Below are 21,684 nucleotides of genomic sequence, written 5' to 3'. Positions count from 1 at the left end.
AAAACGATTTGATGCCGAAATTATTGCCTCGACTGTGTGACGCCGCGAGTTACGAACTCCATCGATCGCTTCTTTGGCACCTGCTTGCCGTTCAACCGCCACACGATAACCGCGATGCCGTATTGCCATCGCCGGTTAGCGGTTGCACGGCTGATGCCGAGTTGCCAGCAAATCGGCTTCCACGGCGTGCGGTTGGCACGCAGCCAAACGATCCGGGCGTCGTCGACCTCGAGCCAGCGCAACCACAGCAGCGCCTCTTCCGCCTGCGTGATGTCGCGGGGGCCGGGCCGAGGCTTGCGCATTCGGGGTTCCTGGCCGACCTGATCGGCGAAGCTGTGGAAATACTCGGGCCACGCATTGAAGAAGCCCTGCGGCTTCACCTCCGGCAACGACCGAAACACATCGGCGGCCGCGTCGAGCCGGTCCTCAACCCGTGTCGTCGTCCAGTCAGCCATGGCGCGCCTCCTCTTCCCGCTTGCCGTAGAGCCGTTCGCCGAGTTGGCGGACGAGTTCCCGTTCCGGCCAGGTCAGCCGGCCGTCGTCGAGGGCGACGGCCAGGAGACCCTGTTCGCGCCAGCTGTCGCGCTTGACCTCGTCGGGACCGCGACGCTGGCCGCCATAGCCCTTCGGCGTGAACCGCATGCCGTTCATTGCGCACCTCCGCAGGTCTCGATGGCCCAGAGCAGGATCGCGATGGCATCGGCTTCGTTGTCGTCGGCGGGCGAGAACCCGCGCGCACGGGCTGCAGCAATCATCGCCTCCTTCGGGGCGTTGCCCTTGCCGGTGGCATGGCGCTTGATCGTTCCAACCGGGACGCCCTCGTAGGGAATGCCGCGCAACTCCGCCCATGCGGTCAGTGTGGCCATCAGCCCGCCGTAGACGTGGGCCGCATCGGTGGCCGCGTGGCGACGGACCTCCTCGAACCAGATGGCAGCGATGGGACCGGACAGCCGGTCGATCTCCGCCAGCCAATTGGTGAAGCGGAGATAACGCATGCCACCGCCGTCGAAGCGACCTGGGCGGAAGGACGCCGTGCCCGAGGTGATCAGCCCATCGGCGGAGCGCAACGCCCAGCCCGTCATGGTGCCGAGATCGAGCGCAAGCATCACCCGACTGGAATGGAGAACGGGCGGCATGTCAGGAACCGCTGCATGACCGGTGGTGGCGGGTGTCAGGTCAGCCATGGGTGATCTCCTCTACTGGTTGGCTGCTCGATTGGAAGGACGACGGCGACGTGGTGCCTGACGGTGTCGGGTCGTCGTCGTCGGATCTTGGGGTGGTCAGGATTGGGCACCTGCAGGAACACCCGGCGCCGTATCGGGGGCCACACCCCTCGGGTGGCCCCCATACGAAGTATGGGGCTTGCTCTTCTTCCTCATTCGGGACCGGCAAGTGTCTGTTTCCATGGTGTTTTCTCCTGATTTTGATGACAGAGGGCATAACAGTGGTCTCTGTCATGGCTCATCCTCAAGCTGTTGGATGTCACTGAGAACTGACCCAGCAGCGATAGGAAATGTCACTGAGAATTGACCCATGTGGAACCCTCCCCCTGACGAGATTTGTCGGGGGTCATTGGAGTGATCGACATGGATTTTTTGAGCGTCATTCGACGGTGGGCACTGCGGGACAAGATGCCCATCCGCGAGATTTCGCGGCGGACTGGACTGTCCCGAAATACGATCAGGCGTTACCTGCGTGCCGGGATCGTCGAGCCCAAGTTCAAGGCACCATCGAGGCCGAGCAAGCTCGACCCGTACGCGGAGAAGCTGTCGGGCTGGTTGCTGGCCGAACAGCGCAAATCGCGCAAAGAGCGGCGGACGGCGAAACAGATGCACGCGGATCTGGTTCAGCTGGGGTTCGATGGGTCCTACGAGCGGGTCTCAGCCTTTGTCCGAGCCTGGAAATCGGACCGGCAGCGCGCGCAGAACACGACGGATCGCGGGACATTCGTGCCTCTGGTGTTCAAGCCGGGCGAGGCCTTCCAATTCGATTGGAGCGAAGACTACGCGATCGTCGGGGGTGAACGGACCAAGCTGCAGGTCGCACACATCAAGCTGTCGCACAGCCGCGTGTTCCTGGTCAGGGCATATTTGCTGCAGACACACGAGATGCTGTTCGACGCGCATTGGCATGCGTTCAGAATCTTCGAAGGCGTGCCGGGCCGCGGGATCTACGACAATATGCGCACGGCGGTGGACCGCGTGGGCGTCGGCAAAAAGCGCGATGTAAATGCGCGCTTCATGGCGATAACCAGCCACTACGTGTTCGAACCCGACTTTTGCAATCCGGCGGCGGGATGGGAAAAGGGCCAGGTCGAGAAGAACGTCCGCGATGCGCGCAGCAGGATGTGGCAGGTGATGCCCACCTTCCCTGATCTCGATGCGCTGAACTGCTGGCTGGAAGAACGGTGCAAGGCGCTGTGGGCCGAAACCGCACATGGCGGTTTGCCCGGCAGCATCGCAGACGTCTGGCAAGCGGAGAAGCCCTCGCTGATGCCGTTGCCCACCGCGTTCGACGGTTATGTCGAGCAAAGCAAGCGGGTGTCCCCAACCTGCCTCGTCACGTTTGATCGCAATCGCTACTCCGTGCCTGCCAGCTTTGCGAACCGGCCAGTCAGCCTGCACATCTACCCCGAAAGGCTGGTTGTCGTTGCTGAAGGGCATGTCGTCTGCGAGCACCAGCGCATCATTGAAAGGTCGCATCGGCAACCGGGCCGCGTCATCTATGACTGGCGGCATTACCTGGCCGTGATCCAGCGCAAGCCCGGTGCGCTGCGTAACGGCGCCCCGTTTGTTGAGATGCCGAGGGGCTTTCGTGAGCTGCAGGATCAGATGCTGCGCAGACCCGGCGGTGATCGGGAGATGGTCGACGTCCTGTCGTTGGTATTGCATCACGACGAACAGGCGGTCCTGTGCGCGGTGGACATGGCGTTGAAGGCCGGCGTGCCGACAAAGACCCACGTGCTGAACCTATTGCACAGGCTGGTGAACGGCACTTCAGTCGAGTTGCCAGACGTAACGCCGCCTCCGGCCTTGACGCTGAGCAAGGAGCCCGAGGCCAATGTTGCACGCTACGATGGGCTGCGCACATCCGGAGGCAAACGCCATGCGTCATGATCCCGCCGGAGCTGCCATCGTCATCATGCTCCGCAGTCTGAAGATGCCAGGCATGGCCCAAGCCGTGCATGACCTCATGGAACAGGGCGCGCCTGCGTTCGATGCGGCGATCCCGATCCTGTCCCAGCTGCTGAAGGCTGAAATGGCCGAACGTGAAGTGCGGTCCATCTTTTATCACATGAAGGCAGCGCGCTTCCCGGCCCACAAGGACCTGTCAGGCTTCGACTTCGCGGCCAGCGAGGTCAACGAGGCCCTCGTTCGGCAGCTTCATCGATGCGAGTTCCTCGATGCTGCCGAAAACGTGGTCCTGATTGGCGGGCCCGGCACCGGGAAAAGCCATGTGGCGACCGCCCTCGGAGTCCAGGCGATTGAGCATCACCGCAAACGCGTGCGCTTCTTCTCCACAGTCGAGCTGGTGAACGCGCTGGAACAGGAAAAGGCGCTGGGAAGGGCCGGGAAAATCGCCGAGGCGTTGGTGAAAACCGAATTGGTGATCCTCGACGAGCTCGGATACCTGCCGTTCAGCGCCTCGGGCGGCGCCTTGCTGTTCCACCTCCTCAGCAAACTTTACGAACGCACCAGCGTCGTGATCACCACGAACCTAAGCTTCAGCGAATGGGCCAGCGTCTTCGGTGACGCCAAGATGACCACGGCGCTCCTCGATCGCCTCACACACCGCTGCCACATCCTGGAAACCGGAAACGACAGTTATCGCTTCAAGGCCAGCTCCGAGACCGCGAAAAAAAAGAGGAAGGAGACGCCAATGTTGACCCCATCATGAACCGACCGACATACTGACAGGCGGGTCAAATCTCGATGACAATGCTGGGTCAGTTCTCAGTGACATCCAACATGCTTGCAGATTACAGGCTGGAGGATCCACGCGATACCGCCCAGTTCACCGGCATGCTTGTGACGCTGGGCGAGGCTCTCCGCCAGGCTCCGGACACGGTCGTTGCGGTCTACCGAATGCGACCCAACGCAAGCGGCTCTCGTCGTACTATCTCCGCGTCGGGCACTCTCGAAAAAGGCTTCTTGCAGGGTCCCACACGTCTGGCGAAAGGAGGAGTAAACTACCCGGGCGATGCCGCATTCAACATGAATGATCGGCCGACCATTCAACTCCACCGCTTCGACCTGTCTTACACCGATCAAGGGCCGATTGAGGCTAACTCAGCCCCGCTCCTTGCTACGCATATTCCTTCGCACCTGGCGAGGGAATGGCTAGTTCAACTACAAGCTGGACAGGTGGATGCCGATTGACCAACCGCCTCGCTGACCTGCTTGAACGGTTGGCTCGGCCGGATCAGGCTGGCACGTTCAGTGTAATCCCAGCTTCTTCTGAAGCAGCTTACTATGTTGGACGAGACAGCTCCGGTGGCGCGGCACTGCTGATCCGGACCGTGGGCGTCTCAAACCGTGTCCCTTTGCTCCTCGCAGGCATCGAGGCACGGTTCAGCGTCGCCTGCCGAATTGAGGAGCGTCACCGCGACGTACGTACTGAGAATCTCACGGTCGTCGCATGCAGGTCGCGGGACCGCTCGGTCGAGCAATACTTTATCACAACGATGGAATTCCTCGCCTCGACGCTCGGCGCGAATCCGACGGTGGCAGCAGTTGCAGAGTTGGTGGACCGCATTGTGGACCTCTTTCAGCGACTTGCCAAGCCGCCAAGGAAGCAGGTCGTCGGCTTGGTTGGCGAGTTGCTCGTAATCCGGGCTGCCGTTGATCCCGCCGCAGCCGTCCGCGCCTGGCGCGTCGACCAAGACGAGCGCTACGACTTTGCCGTGGGGGCTCTCCGTCTCGATGCGAAGGCCACCACCACAGACCGCCGAGCACATGAAGTTTCATTCGAGCAGGCTAATCCTCCACCGGACACGACGGGGACCCTAGCTTCGTTCATCGTTCAGCCGTCCGGAGGCGGCATCTCAATTTCAGAGCTTTTATCCGATATCGAGGCACGCATTCAGGTACACGACCTGATCCTCAAACTTCGCACCGTGGTGGCCGATACACTGGGACGCGACATGCAGTCGGCGCTCAGCTGGTCGTTCGACCTTCAGCGCGCAACCTCCTCGATGCGGATTTTCGACGTGAGTACGATCCCGGCCATTAGGGGCCCACTACCGGCAGGCGTGTCAGGGGTGCGGTTTCTCGTCGATCTCGCAGGTTGTCGCCAACTCTCCAGGGCGCGGATCGACACGCTAGTTTCTGCTGAACGGGCGCTGCTGCCTCCTTGAGGCCTCGAAACTCGCTACTTGGCAAGGCAGCCTGCCAAAGCCTGACGTTTTCGGTCCCTCATCGCCGTGACGTTGAATTCAAGAGTGATTAGACTTGAGTTCGATTTATGGTCCACTTTTCGAACGCCACCGGCATCGAAGTGCTCAGCCCGTTGTCTTTAAAATCATTCAATATCAGCCATATAGAGGCTAAACACCAGAATGCCTCAGTCATGAGGTCCGGAGAATATCGGCCTTGAGAGACCGCTTTCAGTCTCGGTTGCGTCTAGGCCGGTGCTCAGCCCCACCCGCATAACCCTCGAAAACAACGGAAAAATCCGGCCGCAGCCGGATCGGGAGAACGCTTTCGCAAGGGCAAGTGGCGGAGGGACAGGGATTCGAACCCTGGAGACGGTTCCCCGCCTACACACTTTCCAGGCGTGCGCCTTCGACCACTCGGCCACCCCTCCGCGATAGAGCGGTCTTATACAGGCCATGTCGGGATTCGCAAGGGCTCAAGAGCGCTTGCGCGCGATCGCCGGATCCGGGGCTCTGCAAGGCACTTCAGGCGGTTATGGCGTGGAGGTGTGACGGGTGTGCGGGACGCCCCGTTCGGGATCGGGCGGTGGCGGGCAGGGGGGGCGGCGGGACGGGCATCGAGGGGCAACGGACACTGCCGCGGAGGCGCGCGCCGGGTTGCAATGGTGCAAGTTGCACAGGCGCTCTCGCCTGGGTGGCGAACCCGGCCGGGGCGCAGGAATGCCATGGGCCCGCGGGTGCAGGAGCCGTGGCGCGGTGCCCGGTGATGGCCGGCCCGTCAGGCGATGGCGCCGTGTGTGACCTTTGCGCGCGGCGGGATCGCGGCGGTGTTGCGAGGGCGCGTTGAAGGGGGGCATCCGGCGTGTGCCCGGGCAGGGCGCGATGGGCGGGCCGGCGCGCTCATCGCCGTGTCCACCTCTCCGGCACGGCGATAAATCCGGTTAGGCGCGAAACACGTGCGCGTGATAGGCTGCTGCCCGGCGCCGGGCAGCATGCCTGCGCGGCCGTGCCACGCCGCGCAAGCGGGCGGGGGCCTCATGCGGGGGGCGCCGCGGCAATGCGCTGCCGGGCGGGCAGCCCGTTCCGCCGAACACGAACAGCGGTCGGCGCGCTGCGCGGGGCCGGAACGCGGGAGGGCTGGAGTGGTGCGCAAGGGAACACTCACCGGAGCCGTCCTGCTGGCCACGGGGCTGGCGGGGGGCGCGCAGGAGCTTCGCGCGGCCGAGGGCGGCGTGGGCTTCTACCTGCTCGGAACGCGGTCCGCACAGGCCGGCATCCTGCCGCCGCCGGGGACCTACCTGCAGAACGACGCGTATTTCTATTCCGGCTCGGCCAGCGCGGGGCAGGACCTGCCGCTGGGCGGTCGCGCGGTGGCCGACATCGACGCTACCGCCTTCATCGACCTCATCACCGCCCTGTGGGTGCTGCCGGAGACGGTGCTGGGCGGGAACCTCGCGGTCCTGGGCACCCTGCCGGTGGGCGCGCAGGACATCGACGCCGCGCTGGCGCTGCAGGGCGGCGGGCCGGGCGCCGCGGTCTCCGACAGCGTCTTCACCGTGGGGGACCCGGTTCTCGGGGCCTCGCTGGGCTGGCACGCGGGCAAGCTGCACTGGACGACCGGCGTGCTGGTGAACGTGCCGCTGGGGGACTACACGTCCGGCGACATCGCCAATGTCGCCTTTCACCGCTGGGGCCTGGACGTGGCCGGCGCGCTCACCTGGTTCGACCCGCAGAGCGGCTGGGACCTGTCGGCCAGCGCGGGCATGACCTTCAACGGCGAGAACCCGGACACGGATTACCGCACCGGCACCGAGCTTCACCTCGAAGGCGCGGTGACCAACCAGATCACCCCGGCCTTCTCCGCCGGGCTGGCGGGCTACTACTACGAGCAGGTGAGCGGCGACAGCGGCGCCGGGGCCACCCTGGGCAGCTTCAAGGGCCGGGTGGCGGCACTGGGCGTCACGGCGGCCTACAATTTCGCGGTCGGCTCCACGCCGGTTGCCGCGCGGCTGCGGGTCTACCGCGAGTTCGCCACCCGCAACCGGCTGGACGGCGTGGCCGGGTTCCTCACCCTCACCATCCCGATCGGCCTCTCCGCGCCGTGAAACTCCACGGGCCCGCGCGCCCCGCTCAGACGCCGGGTGCGACGGAGCACGGCAAGGCCGCGCGGCGGGACGCCGGACTCCACGCGTCCGGGTACGGGGCGCTGGGTCGGGCTACACCGCATGGGGCTTCGCGGCTTTAGACGGGGCCGGCTGTGGGACGCCGGATTTCGGAATGCGGGCACGCGGCACGGGGGCGCAGGGCCGGGTTACGTCCTGCGGGGCCTTGCGGCTTTCGACGGGGTCGCGCGGCGGGACGCAGAGTTCCGGCATACAGACGTGCAGCACGGGGCGCAGGACCGGATTTCGCCGCGCGGGGCCTCGCGGATTTCGACGGAGCCGGCTGTGGGACGCAGGGCTCCGGCCTGCGGACGCGCGGCACGGGGCGCAGGGTCGGGTCACGCTGCCCAGCGCCTTGCGGCCTTCGACGCAACCGCGGGGTGGGACGCTGGGCTCCGGGCGTGTGGACGTGCGGCACCGCGCGGAGCCGCGTGGCGTTCCACAGGGCGCCTGACGGGCCGTGGGGCGCTGGAAAGGCGGTGTGACGGGCCGTGGGGCGCGGGCACGGGCTCTTGACGGGGCCCGGGGGCCTCCCGGCGAGGGGGAGGGGCAGGGCGGCGCGGGGCGTTGTCGCGCGGTCAGTCGGCGAGCAGCACCGTGAGCCGGCGGTTCTGCCGCCCCTTCTTCTCCACCTTGCCGAGGGTGACGGGCCCGATCTCGCCGGTGCGCGCCACATGGGTGCCGCCGCAGGGCTGGAGGTCCACCGGCTGTTCGCCCGCCCCGATGCGCACCAGCCGCACCCGGCCGGCGCCCACGGGCGGTTGCACCGACATCGTCTTCACCAGTCCCGCGTTGGCGGCCAGTTCCGCATCGGTGATCCAGGTGTCGGACACCGGATGGTCCGCCGCGATCAGCGCGTTCAGGGCGTGCTCCAGCGCGTCCTTGTCCTCCGGCGCCTCCGGCATGTCGAAGTCCAGCCGCCCCTTCGTCTTGGCGATCGACCCGCCGGTGACCGGCAGCGGCACCACCACCGAGAGCAGGTGCAGCGCCGTGTGCACCCGCATCAGCCGGTGGCGCCGCGCCCAGTCGAGGCGCTGCAGGCCCGTGTCGCCGGGCGCGGGCAGGGCCGGGCCGCCGGGCGCGGGAACGAGGATGATCTCGCCATCGCCCGCTCCCTTCTCCGTGGTGGCGATGTCCCAGGTCCGCCCTGCGATGCTGAGCGTGCCGCTGTCTCCGGGCTGGCCGCCGCCGGTGGGGTAGAACAGCGCGGCGTCGAGCAGGATGCCGCCCTCGGGCGTGAGGCCGGTCACCGTGGCGGGGGCCTCGCGCAGGTAGGCGTCGGTGCGAAAGAGCGGGTCGGTCATCGGGAATCTCCGGTGTCGGCTGCGGTGTCGCCCGCGCCGCCCTCGGGCAGGTCGGGCGCGGAGGGTGGGGCGAAGGGGGCCGCCGCGCCGGTGTCCGCGGGCTGGCCGGGGGCCGGTGCGGGTTGCGGTCCCGCGCCGCCCGGCGTGGCCGGTGATCCGGGCGCGGAGGGGGATCCGGGCGCGCCGGGCGCGGTGCCCGGTGCGGGGTCCCCGCTCCGGAAACGCTCCAGCAGCGCGGCGATCTCCCCGGCGTTGCGCAGGGTCACGTCCGTCTGGTCGAAGGGGATGACGAAGCCCTCCGCGGCGAAGCGCTCGGCGATGGCGTGGTTCAGTTCGTTGGTGGCGTCCAGCGTGGTGGAGACGTCGCGCAGGTAGCCGCGCAGCTCGAATTCCAGCGCGCTGGCGCCAAAGCCCTTGAACAGCACGAAGGGCGCTGGCCGGCGCAGCAGCAGGTGCGAGGCATCCCCGATCTCCCCCAGCACCCGCGCCACGGCGCGCGTGTCGGTGCCGTAGGCCACGCCCACCGGGATGATCAGCCGCCCCGTGGTGCTGGAATGGGTGCGGTTGAGCACCGAGGTGGTGATGAGATCGGCATTCGGCACGATGACGATGGCGCGGTCGAAGGTCTGCACGGAGGTGGCGCGCACCGAGATGCGCTTCACCGTGCCCTCCCACTCGCCCACGCGGATCCAGTCGCCCTCCTTCACCGGGCGCTCGAGCAGCAGGATGAGGCCGGAGACGAAGTTCGACACCACGTTCTGCAGCCCGAAGCCCACGCCCACGGAGAGCGCGCCGGCCACGATGGCGAGGCTGGAGAGGTTCAGCCCCCCGGCCGCGACCGCCGCCACCGCGGCGATCACCAGCCCGAAGTAGCCGGCCATGGAGACGATGGCCTTCTGCCCGCCGCTGTCGAGCCGGGTCTGGGGCAGCACGGCGTTGCTCAGCACCCGCTGCACGAGCTGGGTGAGGAAGTAGCCCACCGCGAAGACCAGGATGCAGACCAGGAAATCCATCGGGCGGATGCGCGCGTCGCCGATGGCGATGCCGTCGTTGAGCAGGTACCAGATCTCGCCCAGCTCGCTCTCCCGCGCGCCCCAGATCAGCGCCAGCGCCGGCAGGCAGAGCACGATCAGCCCCACCGCGGCGAGGATCGGCAGCAGGCGCAGCGGCGAGTGTTCCTTGCGGGTGCCGTCCTCCTCGGTGAGGGCGGCCTCCACCCCGTCCTGCACCAGGGCGACGAGCACCAGAACGATGCCGATCAGCGCCCCGGTGCGCACCGTGGGGTAGAACAGGAAGCGCGAGGCGGCGAAGAAGCCGAACACCGCCAGCACCGGCGAGATCAGCGCCACCAGCCGCAGCAGTCGCGCCAGCAGCGAGGCGAGCAGGGTGCCGAGCGGTTCCCGCCCGCGGCCCTCGTCCTCGTCCTCCTCGTCCTCGTCCTCCTGCGGGGCGGCAGCGCCGGCGGGGGCGTAGACGGGGATGAGCGCGCGGCCGAGCCGGTAGAGTGCGACGGCGCCCACGCCCACCAGCACGATGTTGAGCATGGTGAGGGTGGAGAGCGAGAGGTTCAGCGAGGTTTCCCCGCCGATCGCCACGTGGTCGATGCCCGTCACCAGGCCGAGCACCAGCGTCATGCGCGCCGCCTTGCGGCCCGGGCGCTCGCCCATCGGCAGCAGCTGGCGGGCCGGCACGTCGGGGCCGAACAGCGCCTCCGACAGCCAGTAGGCGGTGACCAGGATCGCCGCGAACCCGCCGAGGTCGCGCACCAGCGCCTGGCTGAGGCCGGAGAGCAGCCCCGAGCGGTCCAGCGCGTAGAGCAGCAGCGAGGCCCCGGCGGCGGGCAGCAGCAAGGCGGCGAAGGTGAGCCCGGCGCCCACCCAGACATGCTCGCGCTGCCCGCGCGAGAAGGAGGGCGAGAGCCGGCGTTCGAACCAGCGCATCACCCGGCTGCGGATGCCCAGCAGCAGGGAAAGGCCGAGCGTGCCGCAGGAAATCGCCAGCCACAGCCCGTTCCCGGAGCCCATAAGCCCCTCATAGCCCTGGCGCAGGGCGGGCAGGGCGCCGTTCACCGCCTCGTCGAACGCGGCGTTCCAGCCGGCGGGGTCCAGCGGCGGGGCGTGCTGCGACAGCAGCTCGGCGGTGAAGCGGCGGTGCAGCTCCGCGTCGATGGAGGTGATCAGCGCCTCGGTCTGCCGCGCGACGGAGGAGGCGGCCTTCACGGGCACTTCCGCGGCGGTGATCGCGTCGTCGAGGTCCTTGCGGCGACGGACGATCTCGTCGGCCTCCTCCGCCCCCTCGGCGGGCGGCGGCCCCAGCGCATCGGCCTGGGCGCGCAGCGGGGCCAGCGCCTCCTCGGCCGTCACGCGCAGCGATTCCGCCTCGGCGCGCTGCTGCACGAGGTCGAGACGCAGGCGCTCCAGCGCGGGCGTGGTGCTCTCGGCGTTCTGCAGCGCGGTCTTGGCCCGGTCGGCGAGGGTTTCCCAGCGGTCGATGATCTTGCCGGTATCGGAGAGCGAATCCTGCGCAAGGGCCTGCGGTGCCGCCGGTCCGCCAAGGCCGGCGAGCAACAGCAGCAGGAGGAGAACATGGCGTATCAAGGGTCTGCCTCTGTCGGGGGGAGCGCGGCGGCCACTATCATGACGGGGCAGGGGGTACGCAAGCCCCCGGCCCGTCACGACCCGGGCATCCCCTGCCTGACGCGGCGGCATCCGGGCCCGCTGCCGCGACGGGGACGGCCATGGATCGATGGGGCTCGGACCGGCGGCTTCGGAGTGGCGGGCCCGGACCGGCGGGGCTCGGACCGGCGGGCCCGGAGCGGTCACCACAGGCCGGTGTCCTCGGAGCGATGGCCACGGGCCGGACCGGGCCTCGGGCAGGTGGGGGATGTCTCTCCCTCCGCGGTGCCCGGGAGCGCGCGCCCGACCCGTCTCTGCCCGGCCGCACCCCGGTGAAGGCCCGTGCAGCGGGCCTGCCGGCGCGCGCCGACGCTCCGGGGCCGCTGCCCCGGGGCCGCCCCGCCGGGACGCCCGGTGGGGCGCGGCGATGGCCCCGACGGTGCCGCCCCCCGCCCGGGCGCGGTGCGGTGTCAGGCCCGGTCTGCGGGCGGCAGGGTGATGGTGAGGGTGTGCTGCGCGCCGTCGAGCGGCACGAGCAGGGGCGCGTGCGCGGCCATCGGGCGGGCGTCGAGCGTGCTGCCGCAGGGGCTGCCGCGCAGGATGCGGATGGCGATCGCCGTTCCCTCGACGCGCAGGGTCACGCCGCACTCCGGCCAGGCGCGCGGCAGGCAGGGGGCCACGCGGACATGGTCGCCCTCGCGCGTGATGCCCAGGATGCCCTCCACCGCCGCGCGCTGCATCCAGGCGGCGGAGCCGGTGTACCATGTCCAGCCGCCGCGCCCGGTGTGGGGCGGTTCGGAGTAGATGTCGGCGGCCATCACGTAGGGTTCCGTGCGGTAGCGCGCGGCCTGCTCCGGGGTGCGGGCATGCGAGATGGGGTTGAGCAGGGCGAAGAGCTCCGCCGCGCGGTCTCCCTCCCCCAGGCCGGCCCAGGCGAGCACCGCCCAGGCGGCGGCATGGGTGTATTGCCCGCCGTTCTCGCGCAGGCCCGGCGGGTAGGCGGCGATGTAGCCCGGATCCGGCGCGCCGCCGTCGAAGGGCGGGGTGAACAGCAGCGCCAGCCCGGCCTCGCGCCGCACCAGCTGCGCGTCGAAAGAGACCATCGCCGCGGCGGCCCGCGCGGGGTCGGCCCGGCCGGAGAGCACGGCCCAGCTCTGGGCGATGGAATCGATCCGGCACGGCCCCGGGCCGTCGGCCCCGAGCCAGGTTCCGTCGTCGAACGTGGCGCGGCGATACCAGGCGCCGTCCCAGGCGCACTCCTCCACCGCGTCGCGCAGGGTGTCGGCGGCGGCGCGCCAGCGGCCGGCGCGGGCGGGCTCGCGCGCATCGGCCAGCGGCGCGAAGGCGTCCAGCGTGCGCAGCAGCAGCCAGCCGAGCCAGACGCTTTCCCCGCGCCCCCCGATCCCCACCCGGTTCATGCCGTCATTCCAGTCTCCCGCGCCCATCAGGGGCAGGCCCTGCGGGCCGAGCAGCGACAGGGCGCGGTCCAGCCCCAGCGCGCAATGCTCATAGACCGAGGCCTGCGCCGCGCTCACCCCGGGCAGGAAGAAGGCGTCCGCCTCCTCCGGCGCCACGGGTGGGCCCTCCAGGAAGGCCACCTGTTCGTCGAGCACCGCGCTGTCGCCCGAGGTGGCCACGTATTCGGCCACCGCGTGGCCCAGCCAGACGCAATCGTCCGAGATGCGGCTGCGCACCCCGCGCCCGGTGGCGGGCAGCCACCAGTGTTGCACATCGCCCTCCGGGAACTGCCGCCCGGCCGCGCGCAACAGGTGGGCGCGGGTGAGCGCGGGGCAGGCGAGGCTGAGCGCCATGCCGTCCTGCAACTGGTCGCGGAAGCCGTAGGCGCCGCTGGCCTGGTAGAAGCCGCTGCGCGCGGTGATCCGGCACGCGAGGGTCTGGTAGAGCAGCCAGCCGTTCACCATGATGTCGAAGGCCCTGTCCGGGGTGGTGACCTGCACGGCGCCGAGCAGGCGCTCCCAGTGCGCCTCCACCTCCGCGAGCAGCGTGTCGGGGTCGGTCGCGCGCAGCCGGGTGATGAGGGCCGCGGCGCTCTGCGCGTCCGGGCATTCGCCCAGCAGGTGGGTGAGGGTGACGGTCTCCCCCGGCGCCAGCACCACCGGTTGCAGCAGCGCGAGGCAGGGGTCGCGCCCGGCGCCGGTGTTGCCGGACAGGCCGAGGCCGGTGCCCAGCCCGCGCGGCTCCGCCACGCGGCCCCCGGGGCCGAGGATCTCGGTGCGATTGCCGGTCCAGCTGGTCTGCGCGCCGGCGAGATCGCTGAACATCACCCGCTGTGCGCCGCCCTCGGCCCAGGGATTGCGGGCGAAGAGCGCGCCGGTCTCCGGGTCCTGCCCGGTGTAGAGCATCGGGGCGGAGGCGGCGCGCGAGGTGCCCATCACCGGCTCGGCATAGGCGATCACGCTCAGCGTGCGGGCGGTGGCGCCGGGGTTGTGCAGCACCAGGCGCGAGATCCGCACCGGGTCCTCCAGCGGCACGAACTGCAGCAGCGCGCAGTTGAGCCCGCCGGCGTGATGTTCGAAGCGGCTGTAGCCGAAGCCGTGGCGGGCGGTGTAGCTGCCCGCGTCGCGCAGCACCGAGGCGGTGGGCGAGACGATGCGGCCCGTGGCCTCGTCGAGGATGTAGAACGCCTCGCCCGGCGGGTCGGCCACGGCGTCGTTGCTCCAGGCGGTGAGCTGGTTGTCGCGGCTGTTGCCGGACCAGACATAGCCGCTGCCGGTGGTCGAGACCTGGCAGCCGAAGCCGGGGTTCGCAAGCACGTTGATCCAGGGGGCCGGCGTGGCACTGCCCTCGTGAAGGCAGCACACGTATTCCCGCCCGTCGCGGGCGAACCCCCCGGTGCCGTTGAAGAATTCCAGCGCCTCGCCGGAGGGCGACGCCCCGGCAGGAGCGGCCGAAGGCCCGCCCTGCGACGCGCCCGCCCCGGCCGCGCCCACAGGAAGTGCCGGGGCGGATCCCGACAGGGAAGGGCTGGCCCCGGGCATGGTCGGATCCGGCGTAGACAAACCCGACATCGACAGACCTGGTGCGGGCAGGCCATGCACGGGCAGGCCATGCACGGGCAGGCCATGCACGGGCAGGCCATGCACGGACAGGCCATGCACGGACAGGCCAGACGCGGGCGGGCCAGACGCGGGCGGGCCAGACGCGGGCAGGCCAGACGCGGGCAGGCCAGACGCGGCCAAGCCAGGCACGGGCAAGCCGGGCACGGGCAGTCCAGGCGCGGGCAGGGCTTGCGGAGCACGGGTGGCAGCCGCCTGCGCCGGTGCGTTGGCAGGCTGCGGAAACGGGGCAGGCGCAGAGGGAGGCAGGGGGGACGGGGCCGGCGCGGTCGAACGGAGCGGTGACGGGCCGGGGGCGTCGGGAGGCAGCGCCGCCGGCACCGGAACGGTGGGAGCCTGCGTCGCCAGCGTGCCGGGCGGCTGCGGCGACGGGGCCTGCCCGGGCGCGACCGGCAGGGACGGCGCGGGGGGGCGGGGTCCGGACACAGGCGCAGGCGAAGCGGGAGTGTCCGAAGCCGCGAGGCCCGGGGTGGCGGACTGGATGGCGGCAGACCGGGCATCGGCCGTCCGGCCGGGTGCCGGGCGGGCGGAGGCTGCCCCGACGGACGCGGGCGAGGCGGACACAGCCGGGCCGGGGCCTGCCGCTGCGGAAGCTGACAGCACGGGGGCGGTCGGGTCAGCGCCGGCTGGCTGGCGCAGGAATGGCGCGGATCCGCCGGTGGCCGCCGGGACGGGGACTGCGCCGGCGGCTGGTGGGACAGGGACTGCACCGGTGGCCGCTGGGACGGGGGACGCGACGGCAGTTGCTGGGACGGGGACTGCGCCGGCGGCTGGTGGGACAGGGACCGCGCCGGTGGCCGGCGGGACGGGGGATGCGACGGCAGTTGGTGGGACGGGGACTGCGCCGGCGGCTGGTGGGACAGGGACCGCACCGGTAATCGCCGGGACGAGGGACGCGACGGCAGTTGCCGGGACGGGGACTGCACCGGTGGCCGCCGGGAGGGGGGACGCGTCGGCGGCCGCCGGGACGGGGGACGCGACGGCGATTGCCGGTTGCCCGGCTTCCGGCGCAGTCTTCAGGATGCGCGCGAGCTGGTCACGGATCGAGCCACGCCGGGCATAGAGCACCACCCGGGCCACGGCCAGCAGCAGCCGGACGGCCTCCGGCGGCGCGAGGTCGGCGCGCAGCACGCGCACGTCGCCGCCCGCGCTGCTCTGGCCGGCCGGGCCGGGCCCGGTCCGGGTGCGGGAATGGCTGCTGCGCACGGCGGCCTCGATGGCCAGCTGCAGGTCCTGCACGTAGCTGGGCGGGTGGTCGTTGAGGATCACCAGGTCCACGGCAAGCTGCTTGCCGCCCCAGTATTCATGGGCTTGCAGCAGGGTGCGGACCTGCTTCAGGTCGGCCGCGTCATCGATGCGCAGCAGCACGATCGGCCGGTCGCCGGACAGGGCCAGCGGCCAGAGGCCGGACTGCGGGCCGATCCCCTGTTGCAGGGCAAGGCCGGAGGCCCGGAAGCGCGCGTCATGATAGAGCAGCGGTGCCGCGAGGCGCTGGAAATCCGCCGCCTCGCGGTCGGTGATGCCGAGGTGGCGCAGCTGCACCTGCGCCTGGGTCCAGGCCAGGGTGCGGGCCCGGTCCACGGCGTTGCGGTCATGGTGGTGGTCGATGAGGGCGATCAGCTCCTCGCGACTGGCCGCGGCCACGGTCCAGAACATCAGGCGGGCGGAAGCGCCGGGGGCGATGCTCACCCGGTGGCGCAGCGCGAACACCGGGTCGAGCACGGTGCCGGTGCGCCCGGCCAGCGGGCCCGGCCCGGTCACCTGCGCGCGGCGTGCGCTCGGCCGGTCGCGGCCCAGGGCGGTGGCGCGGTCGGTGTCGAAGTGCGGCGGTTCCGTCGCGGTGCCGTGGATCACGGCGAAATGGGCGGCCCAGATGCCGGGCTCGCCCGGCCCGCGCGGGCGGCGCCAGGCGATCAGCGCGCCGAATTCCGGCAGGAAGGCGGTCTGCACGAACATGTGGGCGAAGGCCGGGTGGGCGGCCTCTGCCTCCGGCCGGGTGAGCGCCAGCTCGGCGTAGGAGGTGACGTCGATCTCGCGCGGCTTGCGGCTGGTGTTGAGCACCGTGAGGCAACGGATCTCCGCATCGGTCTCCGCCGAGACGATGATGTCGAGCTTGCAGCTCAGCCGGCCGGCGCGGCAGGAGTACCGTGCCCTGTCCTCGTGGAACTGCACTTCCGGGGCCCCGGCGCCAGCGGCGGCGGGGAAGCCGTCCTGGGCGAAGCCCGGCCCGAAGCCCGGCCCGAAGGAGGTGAGCGCCCCCGAGGCGCACTCGCGCAGGTGGAGGAAGCTGCCCTGGCCGTCGGTGGTGGCATCGGGCTGCCAGCGGGTGAGGGCCATGTCGCCCCAGCGGCTGTAGCCGCCGCCGGTGGCGGTGAGCATCACCGAATAGCGCCCGTTCGACATCAGCTGGGTTTCCGCGGGCCCGCTCGGCCCGCCGCTGAACCGGCGCACCCTCTGGCCGGCGGGGAGGCGGAGGATCCGGGCCGGGGTGGCCTCGTCGATGCGCGGCGGCACGCGCGAGATGTCGCGCGGCAGGCGCTCCTGCAGCAGCAGTTCGCTGGCGCGGATCATCGGCTCGGCGTGGAAGCGGCGGCGCATGCGCCCGCCCGAGAGCACGTTCGAGATGGCGGTGATGCTCATGCCCTGGTGATGGGCCATGTAGCTGTGCACCACGGCCACAGTCTCCCCCGGCAGGATGCGCGCGGGCGTGTAGTCCAGCGCCTCGTAGAAGCCGTGCCGGCCCAGCCCGCCGGCAATGGCGATGCGCTCGAAGTTGCGGCAGGCGGCGGCGGGGGCGAACATCGCGGCCAGGGCCGTGGCATAGGGCGCGATCACCAGGTCGCCCGCCAGCCCGCGCTTCAGGCCCAGCCCGGGCACGCCGAAGTTGGAATACTGGTAGGTGAAGGCGGTGTCGCGGGCGTTGAAGCCGGATTCCGAGATGCCCCAGGGCACGCCGAGCGCCGCGGCATAGGCCTGCTGGCGCGCCACCACCAGCTGGCAGGACCGGCCCATGTGGCTGCTCTCGGGTTCGATCATCACCAGGGGCGGCATCAGGTACTCGAACATCGAGCCGGACCAGGACATCAGCGCCTGCCCGCCGGGCAGGGGCGTTGCGGTGCGGCCCAGGCGGAACCAGTGGCGCAGCGGCAGGTCCTGCTTGGCCACGGCGAAGAGGCTGGCCAGCCGGGCCTCGGAGGCCAGCAGGTCGTAGCAGCCCCGGTCCAGCGTGCCCTCCACCGGCGCGTAGCCGATGGAGAGGAGCTTGCGCCTCGGGTCGAGCAGGAAGGTGAAATCCATCGCCATGGCCATCTCGCGGGCCTGGCGGCCGAGCGCGGCGAAGCGCGCGGCAAGGGCGCCGCGGGCCGCGTCCGCCAGCGCCGCATCGGCGCAATGCTCCGCAAGGCCGCGCTCCAGCGCGCCGATCCAGTGGGCCAGCGCGTCGGGGCTGTCCACGCCGTCCGGGCTGCGGGCGCCCGCCAGCGCCTGCGCCTTCCGCGCGAGGCGCAGGAGCGCCGCGAGCTCCGGCGCGGGGGCGGCCAGCCCGGCCCGCAGGCTGTCGAGCACCTCCCGCAGGGCGGGGTCGGCGGGGACGGGCTCGGCCAGCACCAGCGCCAGCGTGTCTCGCAGACCGGCGGCGGCGGGCGTGGCCGCGTCCTGCGCCCAGTCCTCGCAGGCATTGGCGAGCACGATGAGATGGCCGGCCAGGTTGCCGCTGTCGACGGTCGAGACATAGGGCGGGTCCAGCACCCGGCCGTCGGTCGTGTCATACCAGTTGTAGAAATGCCCGTGCAGGCGTGCCAGGCCCTGCATGCGCTCCAGCGTGGCGGCGAGCCGGGTCGCGGTGGCGCCGCGCCCGCTCCAGCCGAAGTCATGCGCCGCGACCGTGGAGAGCAGGTAGAGCCCCATGTTCGTGGGCGAGGTGCGGTGCGCGATGACCGGGTGCGGGTCCTCCTGGAAATTGTCCGGCGGCAGGAAACTGTCGGCCGCGGTCACGAAGGTTTCGAAGAAGCTCCAGGTGCGGCGGGCGATGAGCCGCAGTTCGGTGGTCTGCGCCGGCGTCAGCGCGGTTTCCCTCGCCGCCGGCTGGCGGTTGATGGCGCGCACGATGAGCGGGCTCGCGGCCCAGGCCAGCACGAAGGGCAGGATGAGCGGCAGTGCGGAGGGCATCAGAAGCCCGGCGCCGAGCGCCAGCGCCAGCGCCAGCGTGAGGCCGGGGGCGAGGTCGCGCAGGATGCGGCGCAGGCCCGGGCGCGTGCGGCCGGCGGCCGCGGCGGCCGTCGTCCACTCCAGCAGGTGCCGGTGCGAGACGCCGAGCCGCCAGAGCGTGCGCCCGATCGCGTCGGCCGCGCGCCAGGCGCGGTCCGGCAGCAGCGCGAGTTCCATGCCGCCCTGCAGGGCGGCCAGCCGGAAATCCCCGCGCATCAGCCGCAGATGGGTGCGCAGGTGCAGCCCGCGCCGGTGCGGCAGCGCCGACAGCACCGCGTGCAGCAGCGGCGGCATCGTCAGCACCGTGAGCACCAGCACGCAGGAGATGAGCGCGGCGGGCAGCGGCAGCAGCCAGCCCGCCGCCAACATCAGCAGGACCGCGGGCGGCACGAGCGAGCGGCGCAGGGTGTCGAGGATCTTGATGCGCCCGAGCGCGGGCAGCCCGCCGGAGGGCCCGAGCCAGGGCAGAAGCTGCCAGTCTCCGCAGCACCAGCGGTGCGCGCGCCGGGCGGCGAGGTCCTGCCGGTCCGGGAAGGCCTCGACCACCTCGACATCGGAGGCGAGCCCGGCGCGGGCGAAGATCCCCTCCAGCAGGTCGTGGCTCAGCAGCGTGTTCTCCGGAACCCGGCCGGCCATCACGCTCTCGTAGGCGTCCACGTCGTAGATGCCCTTGCCGGTGTAGGAGCCCTCGCCGAACAGGTCCTGGAAGATGTCCGACCCGGCCGCCGCGTAGGGGTCGATGCCGCCGGGCGCGGAGGTGGCGCGCAGGAAGGCCGAGCCGAGGTCGATCATCGGCAGGGCGGGCGAGACCCGGGGCTGCAGGATCGCGTGGCCCGCGGTCACCCGCCGCCGGGCCGTGTCCAGCACCGGGCGGTTCAGGGGATGTGCCATCTTGCCGATCAGCCGGGTGGCCGCGTCCCGCGGCATCCGCGTGTCGCTGTCGAGGGTGAGGACGTAGCGCACCCCTGCGGGCACGGGCGGCGCGCGGCCCTCCGCGTCCGAGTAGCCGGTGTCGGTGGCGCCGCGCAGCAGCCGGTTCAGCTCATGCAGCTTGCCGCGCTTGCGCTCCCAGCCCATCCAGACCCCCTCCGCGGCGTTGAACTGCCGCCGGCGGTGCAGGTGCAGGAAGCGCGGTCCGGCCGGGCCGGGGCCGCAGCGCAGGTTCAGCGCCGCGATCTCCGCGGTGAGTTGGGCGAGCAGGGGCGCGTCGCGGGGCATGTCGCGCTGCGGCGCGTCTGTGCCGTCGGTGAGCAGGGCGAAGGTGATGTCGCCCCCGGCGCCGGACAGGTGGTGGACCTCCAGCTCGGTGACCAGCGTGGCGAGGTCGGCGGCCGTGGTCAGCAGCGCGGGCACCACGACCAGGGTGCGCAGTTCCGCCGGCACGCCCTCCTCCAGCGCCAGCCCGGGCAGGGGGGTGGCGGGCACCGCCCGGGCGGCGATCCTGTCGACCAGCGGCTGGGCCACGGCACTGGCCGGGATCAGCGCCAGCAGGCCCCAGAGCACGAGCTGCGCCGCGGAGGCGCCGCCCGCGGCCAGCGCCCAGAGCGCGAGGGCGAGGACGGCGCAGGTGAGCCCGAGGATCGCCCCCACGTAGCCGCCCAGCCCCGGGCGCAGGCCGAAGCGCAGCAGCCCCGGCGCGCGGTAGCCGATGAGGGTCTCGAAGGCGGGGCGGCCCTCGGCCAGCAGGTGGCAGCCGGGGTCGCAGAGCCGCAGCGCCCGGGCACGGCGGGCCGGGTCCGGCTCCGGGTGGTCGATGAGGCGCGCGCGCGCCGCGGCGCCCCGGGCGATGGCGGTCTCCGCCACGCCGATCTCGTCCAGCCCGGTGCCGCGGGCGAGATCCTCGATGGCGCTGCGGTAGAGGTTGCGGCTGGCGAAATCCATCTCCGCGAAGCCGGGATGCCCGCGCAGGCGGGCCTCGACCAGGCTCACGGTCTCGAACAGGTCCGGCCAGTCCATCTCGGAGATGGTGCGCAGCCCGGTGATCACGTTGCGCACGCTCAGGTTCGAGGCGCCCTGCCGCTCCTGCGCATGCTGGACGACGCTGTCGAAGCTCGCGCCCTGGGCGCGCAGCTGGCCCTCCAGCCAGTCCACCGCCGGGGTGGTGCGGGGGTCGAAATCGCGCAGGCGCCGGACGAGCTCGGCAGCGAAGATCTCGGAGATCCGGCCGTCGTCATGGCGCAGCACCGCGTCGAGCAGGTGCGGGTGGCCGAGGCCGGCGCCGCCCTCCGCCGCGCCCGCGTTCAGCAGCCGGTCCGCCAGCCGGTCCGCCTGGGCGCGCCGGCTGCGGGCCTGCAGGATCTGGTCCGTGAGGCGGCGCAGGTTCTCCAGCAGCACGATCCGCAGGGTGATGGCCACGGCCCACAGCTCACCGATGGTGAGCGGCTGCACGGTCTGATAGGCGGTGAGGAAGCGGCGCAGCACCTCCGGGTCGACGTGGCTGTCGGTGTGGGCGACGAAGGCCCAGACCAGCTCGAATACCCGGGGGTAGCCGCGAAACGGCCCCGAGGCGAGCTTGGGCAGCAGCCGGTAGTAGCGCGGCGGCAGGTCGGTGCGGATCTCGACGATCTGCATCTCCACCTGGTGGTAATTGTCCAGCAGCCACTCGGCCGCCGGCACCACGGGGCGCCCCGCGGCCACCTCGTGCATGCAGGATTTCCAGGCGGCCAGCAGGGCGGCGGCGTTGTCGTCCAGCCGGCGATGCAGCCCGGTGACGCGCGCTGGGTGCTCCGCCACCTGCTGGGCCGCGGCGAGGCTGATCGCGTGCTGCTCCAGCCGTTCGATGCCGAACTTCTCGGCCCGGATCGCCGAGCGGTCGGACCAGAGGTGCCCGCCGGCCTGCGCGTCTCTCCGGGAGAGGGAGGGGAGGGCGCCCGCGACCGCCCGCCCGGCTGCGCGGCCCGCCAGGGTCCACGTCCTGCCCGAGGTCATGCGCGCGGGGCTCGGCGC

Annotated in this window: 11 protein-coding genes and 1 tRNA gene; 5 read left to right on the top strand and 7 right to left on the bottom strand. The window is 71.1% G+C overall.

Annotated elements, in window-relative coordinates; all coding sequences use genetic code 11:
• Window positions 1–20: 20 nt before the first annotated feature.
• From FDP22_RS00285 to FDP22_RS00275, 3 genes are read right to left on the bottom strand one after another with little or no spacing between them, the layout of a single operon-like run.
• Window positions 21–455: a DUF6362 family protein gene (locus FDP22_RS00285; protein ID WP_138579462.1), complete on the bottom strand. Its 435-nt coding sequence runs from the start codon at window positions 453–455 to the stop codon at window positions 21–23.
• Window positions 448–651 (bottom strand): hypothetical protein, encoded by a 204-nt coding sequence (locus FDP22_RS00280; RefSeq protein ID WP_430225500.1) that lies wholly within the window; start codon window positions 649–651, stop codon window positions 448–450. Before FDP22_RS00280 ends, FDP22_RS00285 begins: the two co-directional genes overlap by 8 nt.
• Window positions 648–1,184: a crossover junction endodeoxyribonuclease RuvC gene (locus FDP22_RS00275; RefSeq protein ID WP_205910817.1), complete on the bottom strand. Its 537-nt coding sequence runs from the start codon at window positions 1,182–1,184 to the stop codon at window positions 648–650. The genes FDP22_RS00280 and FDP22_RS00275 overlap by 4 nt, the downstream gene beginning before the upstream one ends.
• Before the next feature lie 402 nt (window positions 1,185–1,586).
• Between FDP22_RS00275 and istA the strand changes: the two genes are divergently transcribed.
• The 4 genes from istA to FDP22_RS00255 all read left to right on the top strand — a co-directional run bounded on the left by istA (window position 1,587) and on the right by FDP22_RS00255 (window position 5,356).
• Window positions 1,587–3,116 (top strand): IS21 family transposase, encoded by a 1,530-nt coding sequence (gene istA, locus FDP22_RS00270; protein ID WP_143972275.1) that lies wholly within the window; start codon window positions 1,587–1,589, stop codon window positions 3,114–3,116.
• A complete protein-coding gene (gene istB / locus FDP22_RS00265) occupies window positions 3,106–3,897 on the top strand; it encodes an IS21-like element helper ATPase IstB (RefSeq protein WP_143972228.1) in 792 nt (263 codons plus the stop codon). The genes istA and istB overlap by 11 nt, the downstream gene beginning before the upstream one ends.
• A 71-nt stretch (window positions 3,898–3,968) precedes the next feature.
• The gene (locus tag FDP22_RS00260) at window positions 3,969–4,379 is read left to right on the top strand and encodes a hypothetical protein (RefSeq protein ID WP_138575803.1); all 411 of its coding nucleotides are present in this window, start codon (window positions 3,969–3,971) and stop codon (window positions 4,377–4,379) included.
• Window positions 4,376–5,356, top strand: a complete 981-nt coding sequence (locus FDP22_RS00255) for a PD-(D/E)XK motif protein (RefSeq protein ID WP_170317529.1) — start codon at window positions 4,376–4,378, stop codon at window positions 5,354–5,356. Before FDP22_RS00260 ends, FDP22_RS00255 begins: the two co-directional genes overlap by 4 nt.
• 359 nt (window positions 5,357–5,715) lie before the next feature.
• On the opposite strand, the gene FDP22_RS00250 is transcribed toward FDP22_RS00255, so the two are convergent.
• Window positions 5,716–5,805, bottom strand: a tRNA-Ser gene (locus tag FDP22_RS00250).
• Between the two features lie 714 nt (window positions 5,806–6,519).
• On the opposite strand from FDP22_RS00250, the gene FDP22_RS00245 reads away from it, so the two are divergent.
• On the top strand, window positions 6,520–7,479 hold the full coding sequence (locus tag FDP22_RS00245; RefSeq protein WP_239031827.1) for a SphA family protein: 960 nt from the start codon (window positions 6,520–6,522) through the stop codon (window positions 7,477–7,479).
• 635 nt (window positions 7,480–8,114) lie between these two features.
• On the opposite strand, the gene FDP22_RS00240 is transcribed toward FDP22_RS00245, so the two are convergent.
• The 3 genes from FDP22_RS00240 to FDP22_RS24770 form a co-directional block, all read right to left on the bottom strand.
• Window positions 8,115–8,840: an alanyl-tRNA editing protein gene (locus tag FDP22_RS00240; RefSeq protein ID WP_138575806.1), complete on the bottom strand. Its 726-nt coding sequence runs from the start codon at window positions 8,838–8,840 to the stop codon at window positions 8,115–8,117.
• Window positions 8,837–11,437, bottom strand: a complete 2,601-nt coding sequence (locus FDP22_RS00235; RefSeq protein ID WP_138575807.1) for a mechanosensitive ion channel family protein — start codon at window positions 11,435–11,437, stop codon at window positions 8,837–8,839. Before FDP22_RS00235 ends, FDP22_RS00240 begins: the two co-directional genes overlap by 4 nt.
• Before the next feature lie 488 nt (window positions 11,438–11,925).
• Window positions 11,926–21,666 (bottom strand): GH36-type glycosyl hydrolase domain-containing protein, encoded by a 9,741-nt coding sequence (locus FDP22_RS24770; protein WP_239031826.1) that lies wholly within the window; start codon window positions 21,664–21,666, stop codon window positions 11,926–11,928.
• Between the last annotated feature and the right edge of the window lie 18 nt (window positions 21,667–21,684).

The organism is Paroceanicella profunda (assembly GCF_005887635.2).
In the GTDB taxonomy this organism is placed as follows: Bacteria; Pseudomonadota; Alphaproteobacteria; order Rhodobacterales; family Rhodobacteraceae; genus Paroceanicella; species Paroceanicella profunda.
The sequence above is the reverse complement of the archived record's forward strand: the minus strand, read 5'-3'. Positions and strand labels throughout refer to the sequence as shown.

Bases quoted from the DNA above. Each gene is read 5' to 3' on its own strand.
- istB (WP_143972228.1), top strand. From the start codon at position 3,106: ATGCGTCATGATCCCGCCGGAGCTGCCATCGTCATCATGCTCCGCAGT.
- FDP22_RS00285 (WP_138579462.1), bottom strand. From the start codon at position 455: ATGGCTGACTGGACGACGACACGGGTTGAGGACCGGCTCGACGCGGCC.
- FDP22_RS00240 (WP_138575806.1), bottom strand. From the start codon at position 8,840: ATGACCGACCCGCTCTTTCGCACCGACGCCTACCTGCGCGAGGCCCCC.
- FDP22_RS00275 (WP_205910817.1), bottom strand. From the start codon at position 1,184: ATGGCTGACCTGACACCCGCCACCACCGGTCATGCAGCGGTTCCTGAC.
- FDP22_RS00260 (WP_138575803.1), top strand. From the start codon at position 3,969: ATGCTTGCAGATTACAGGCTGGAGGATCCACGCGATACCGCCCAGTTC.
- istA (WP_143972275.1), top strand. From the start codon at position 1,587: ATGGATTTTTTGAGCGTCATTCGACGGTGGGCACTGCGGGACAAGATG.
- FDP22_RS24770 (WP_239031826.1), bottom strand. From the start codon at position 21,666: ATGACCTCGGGCAGGACGTGGACCCTGGCGGGCCGCGCAGCCGGGCGG.
- FDP22_RS00280 (WP_430225500.1), bottom strand. From the start codon at position 651: ATGAACGGCATGCGGTTCACGCCGAAGGGCTATGGCGGCCAGCGTCGC.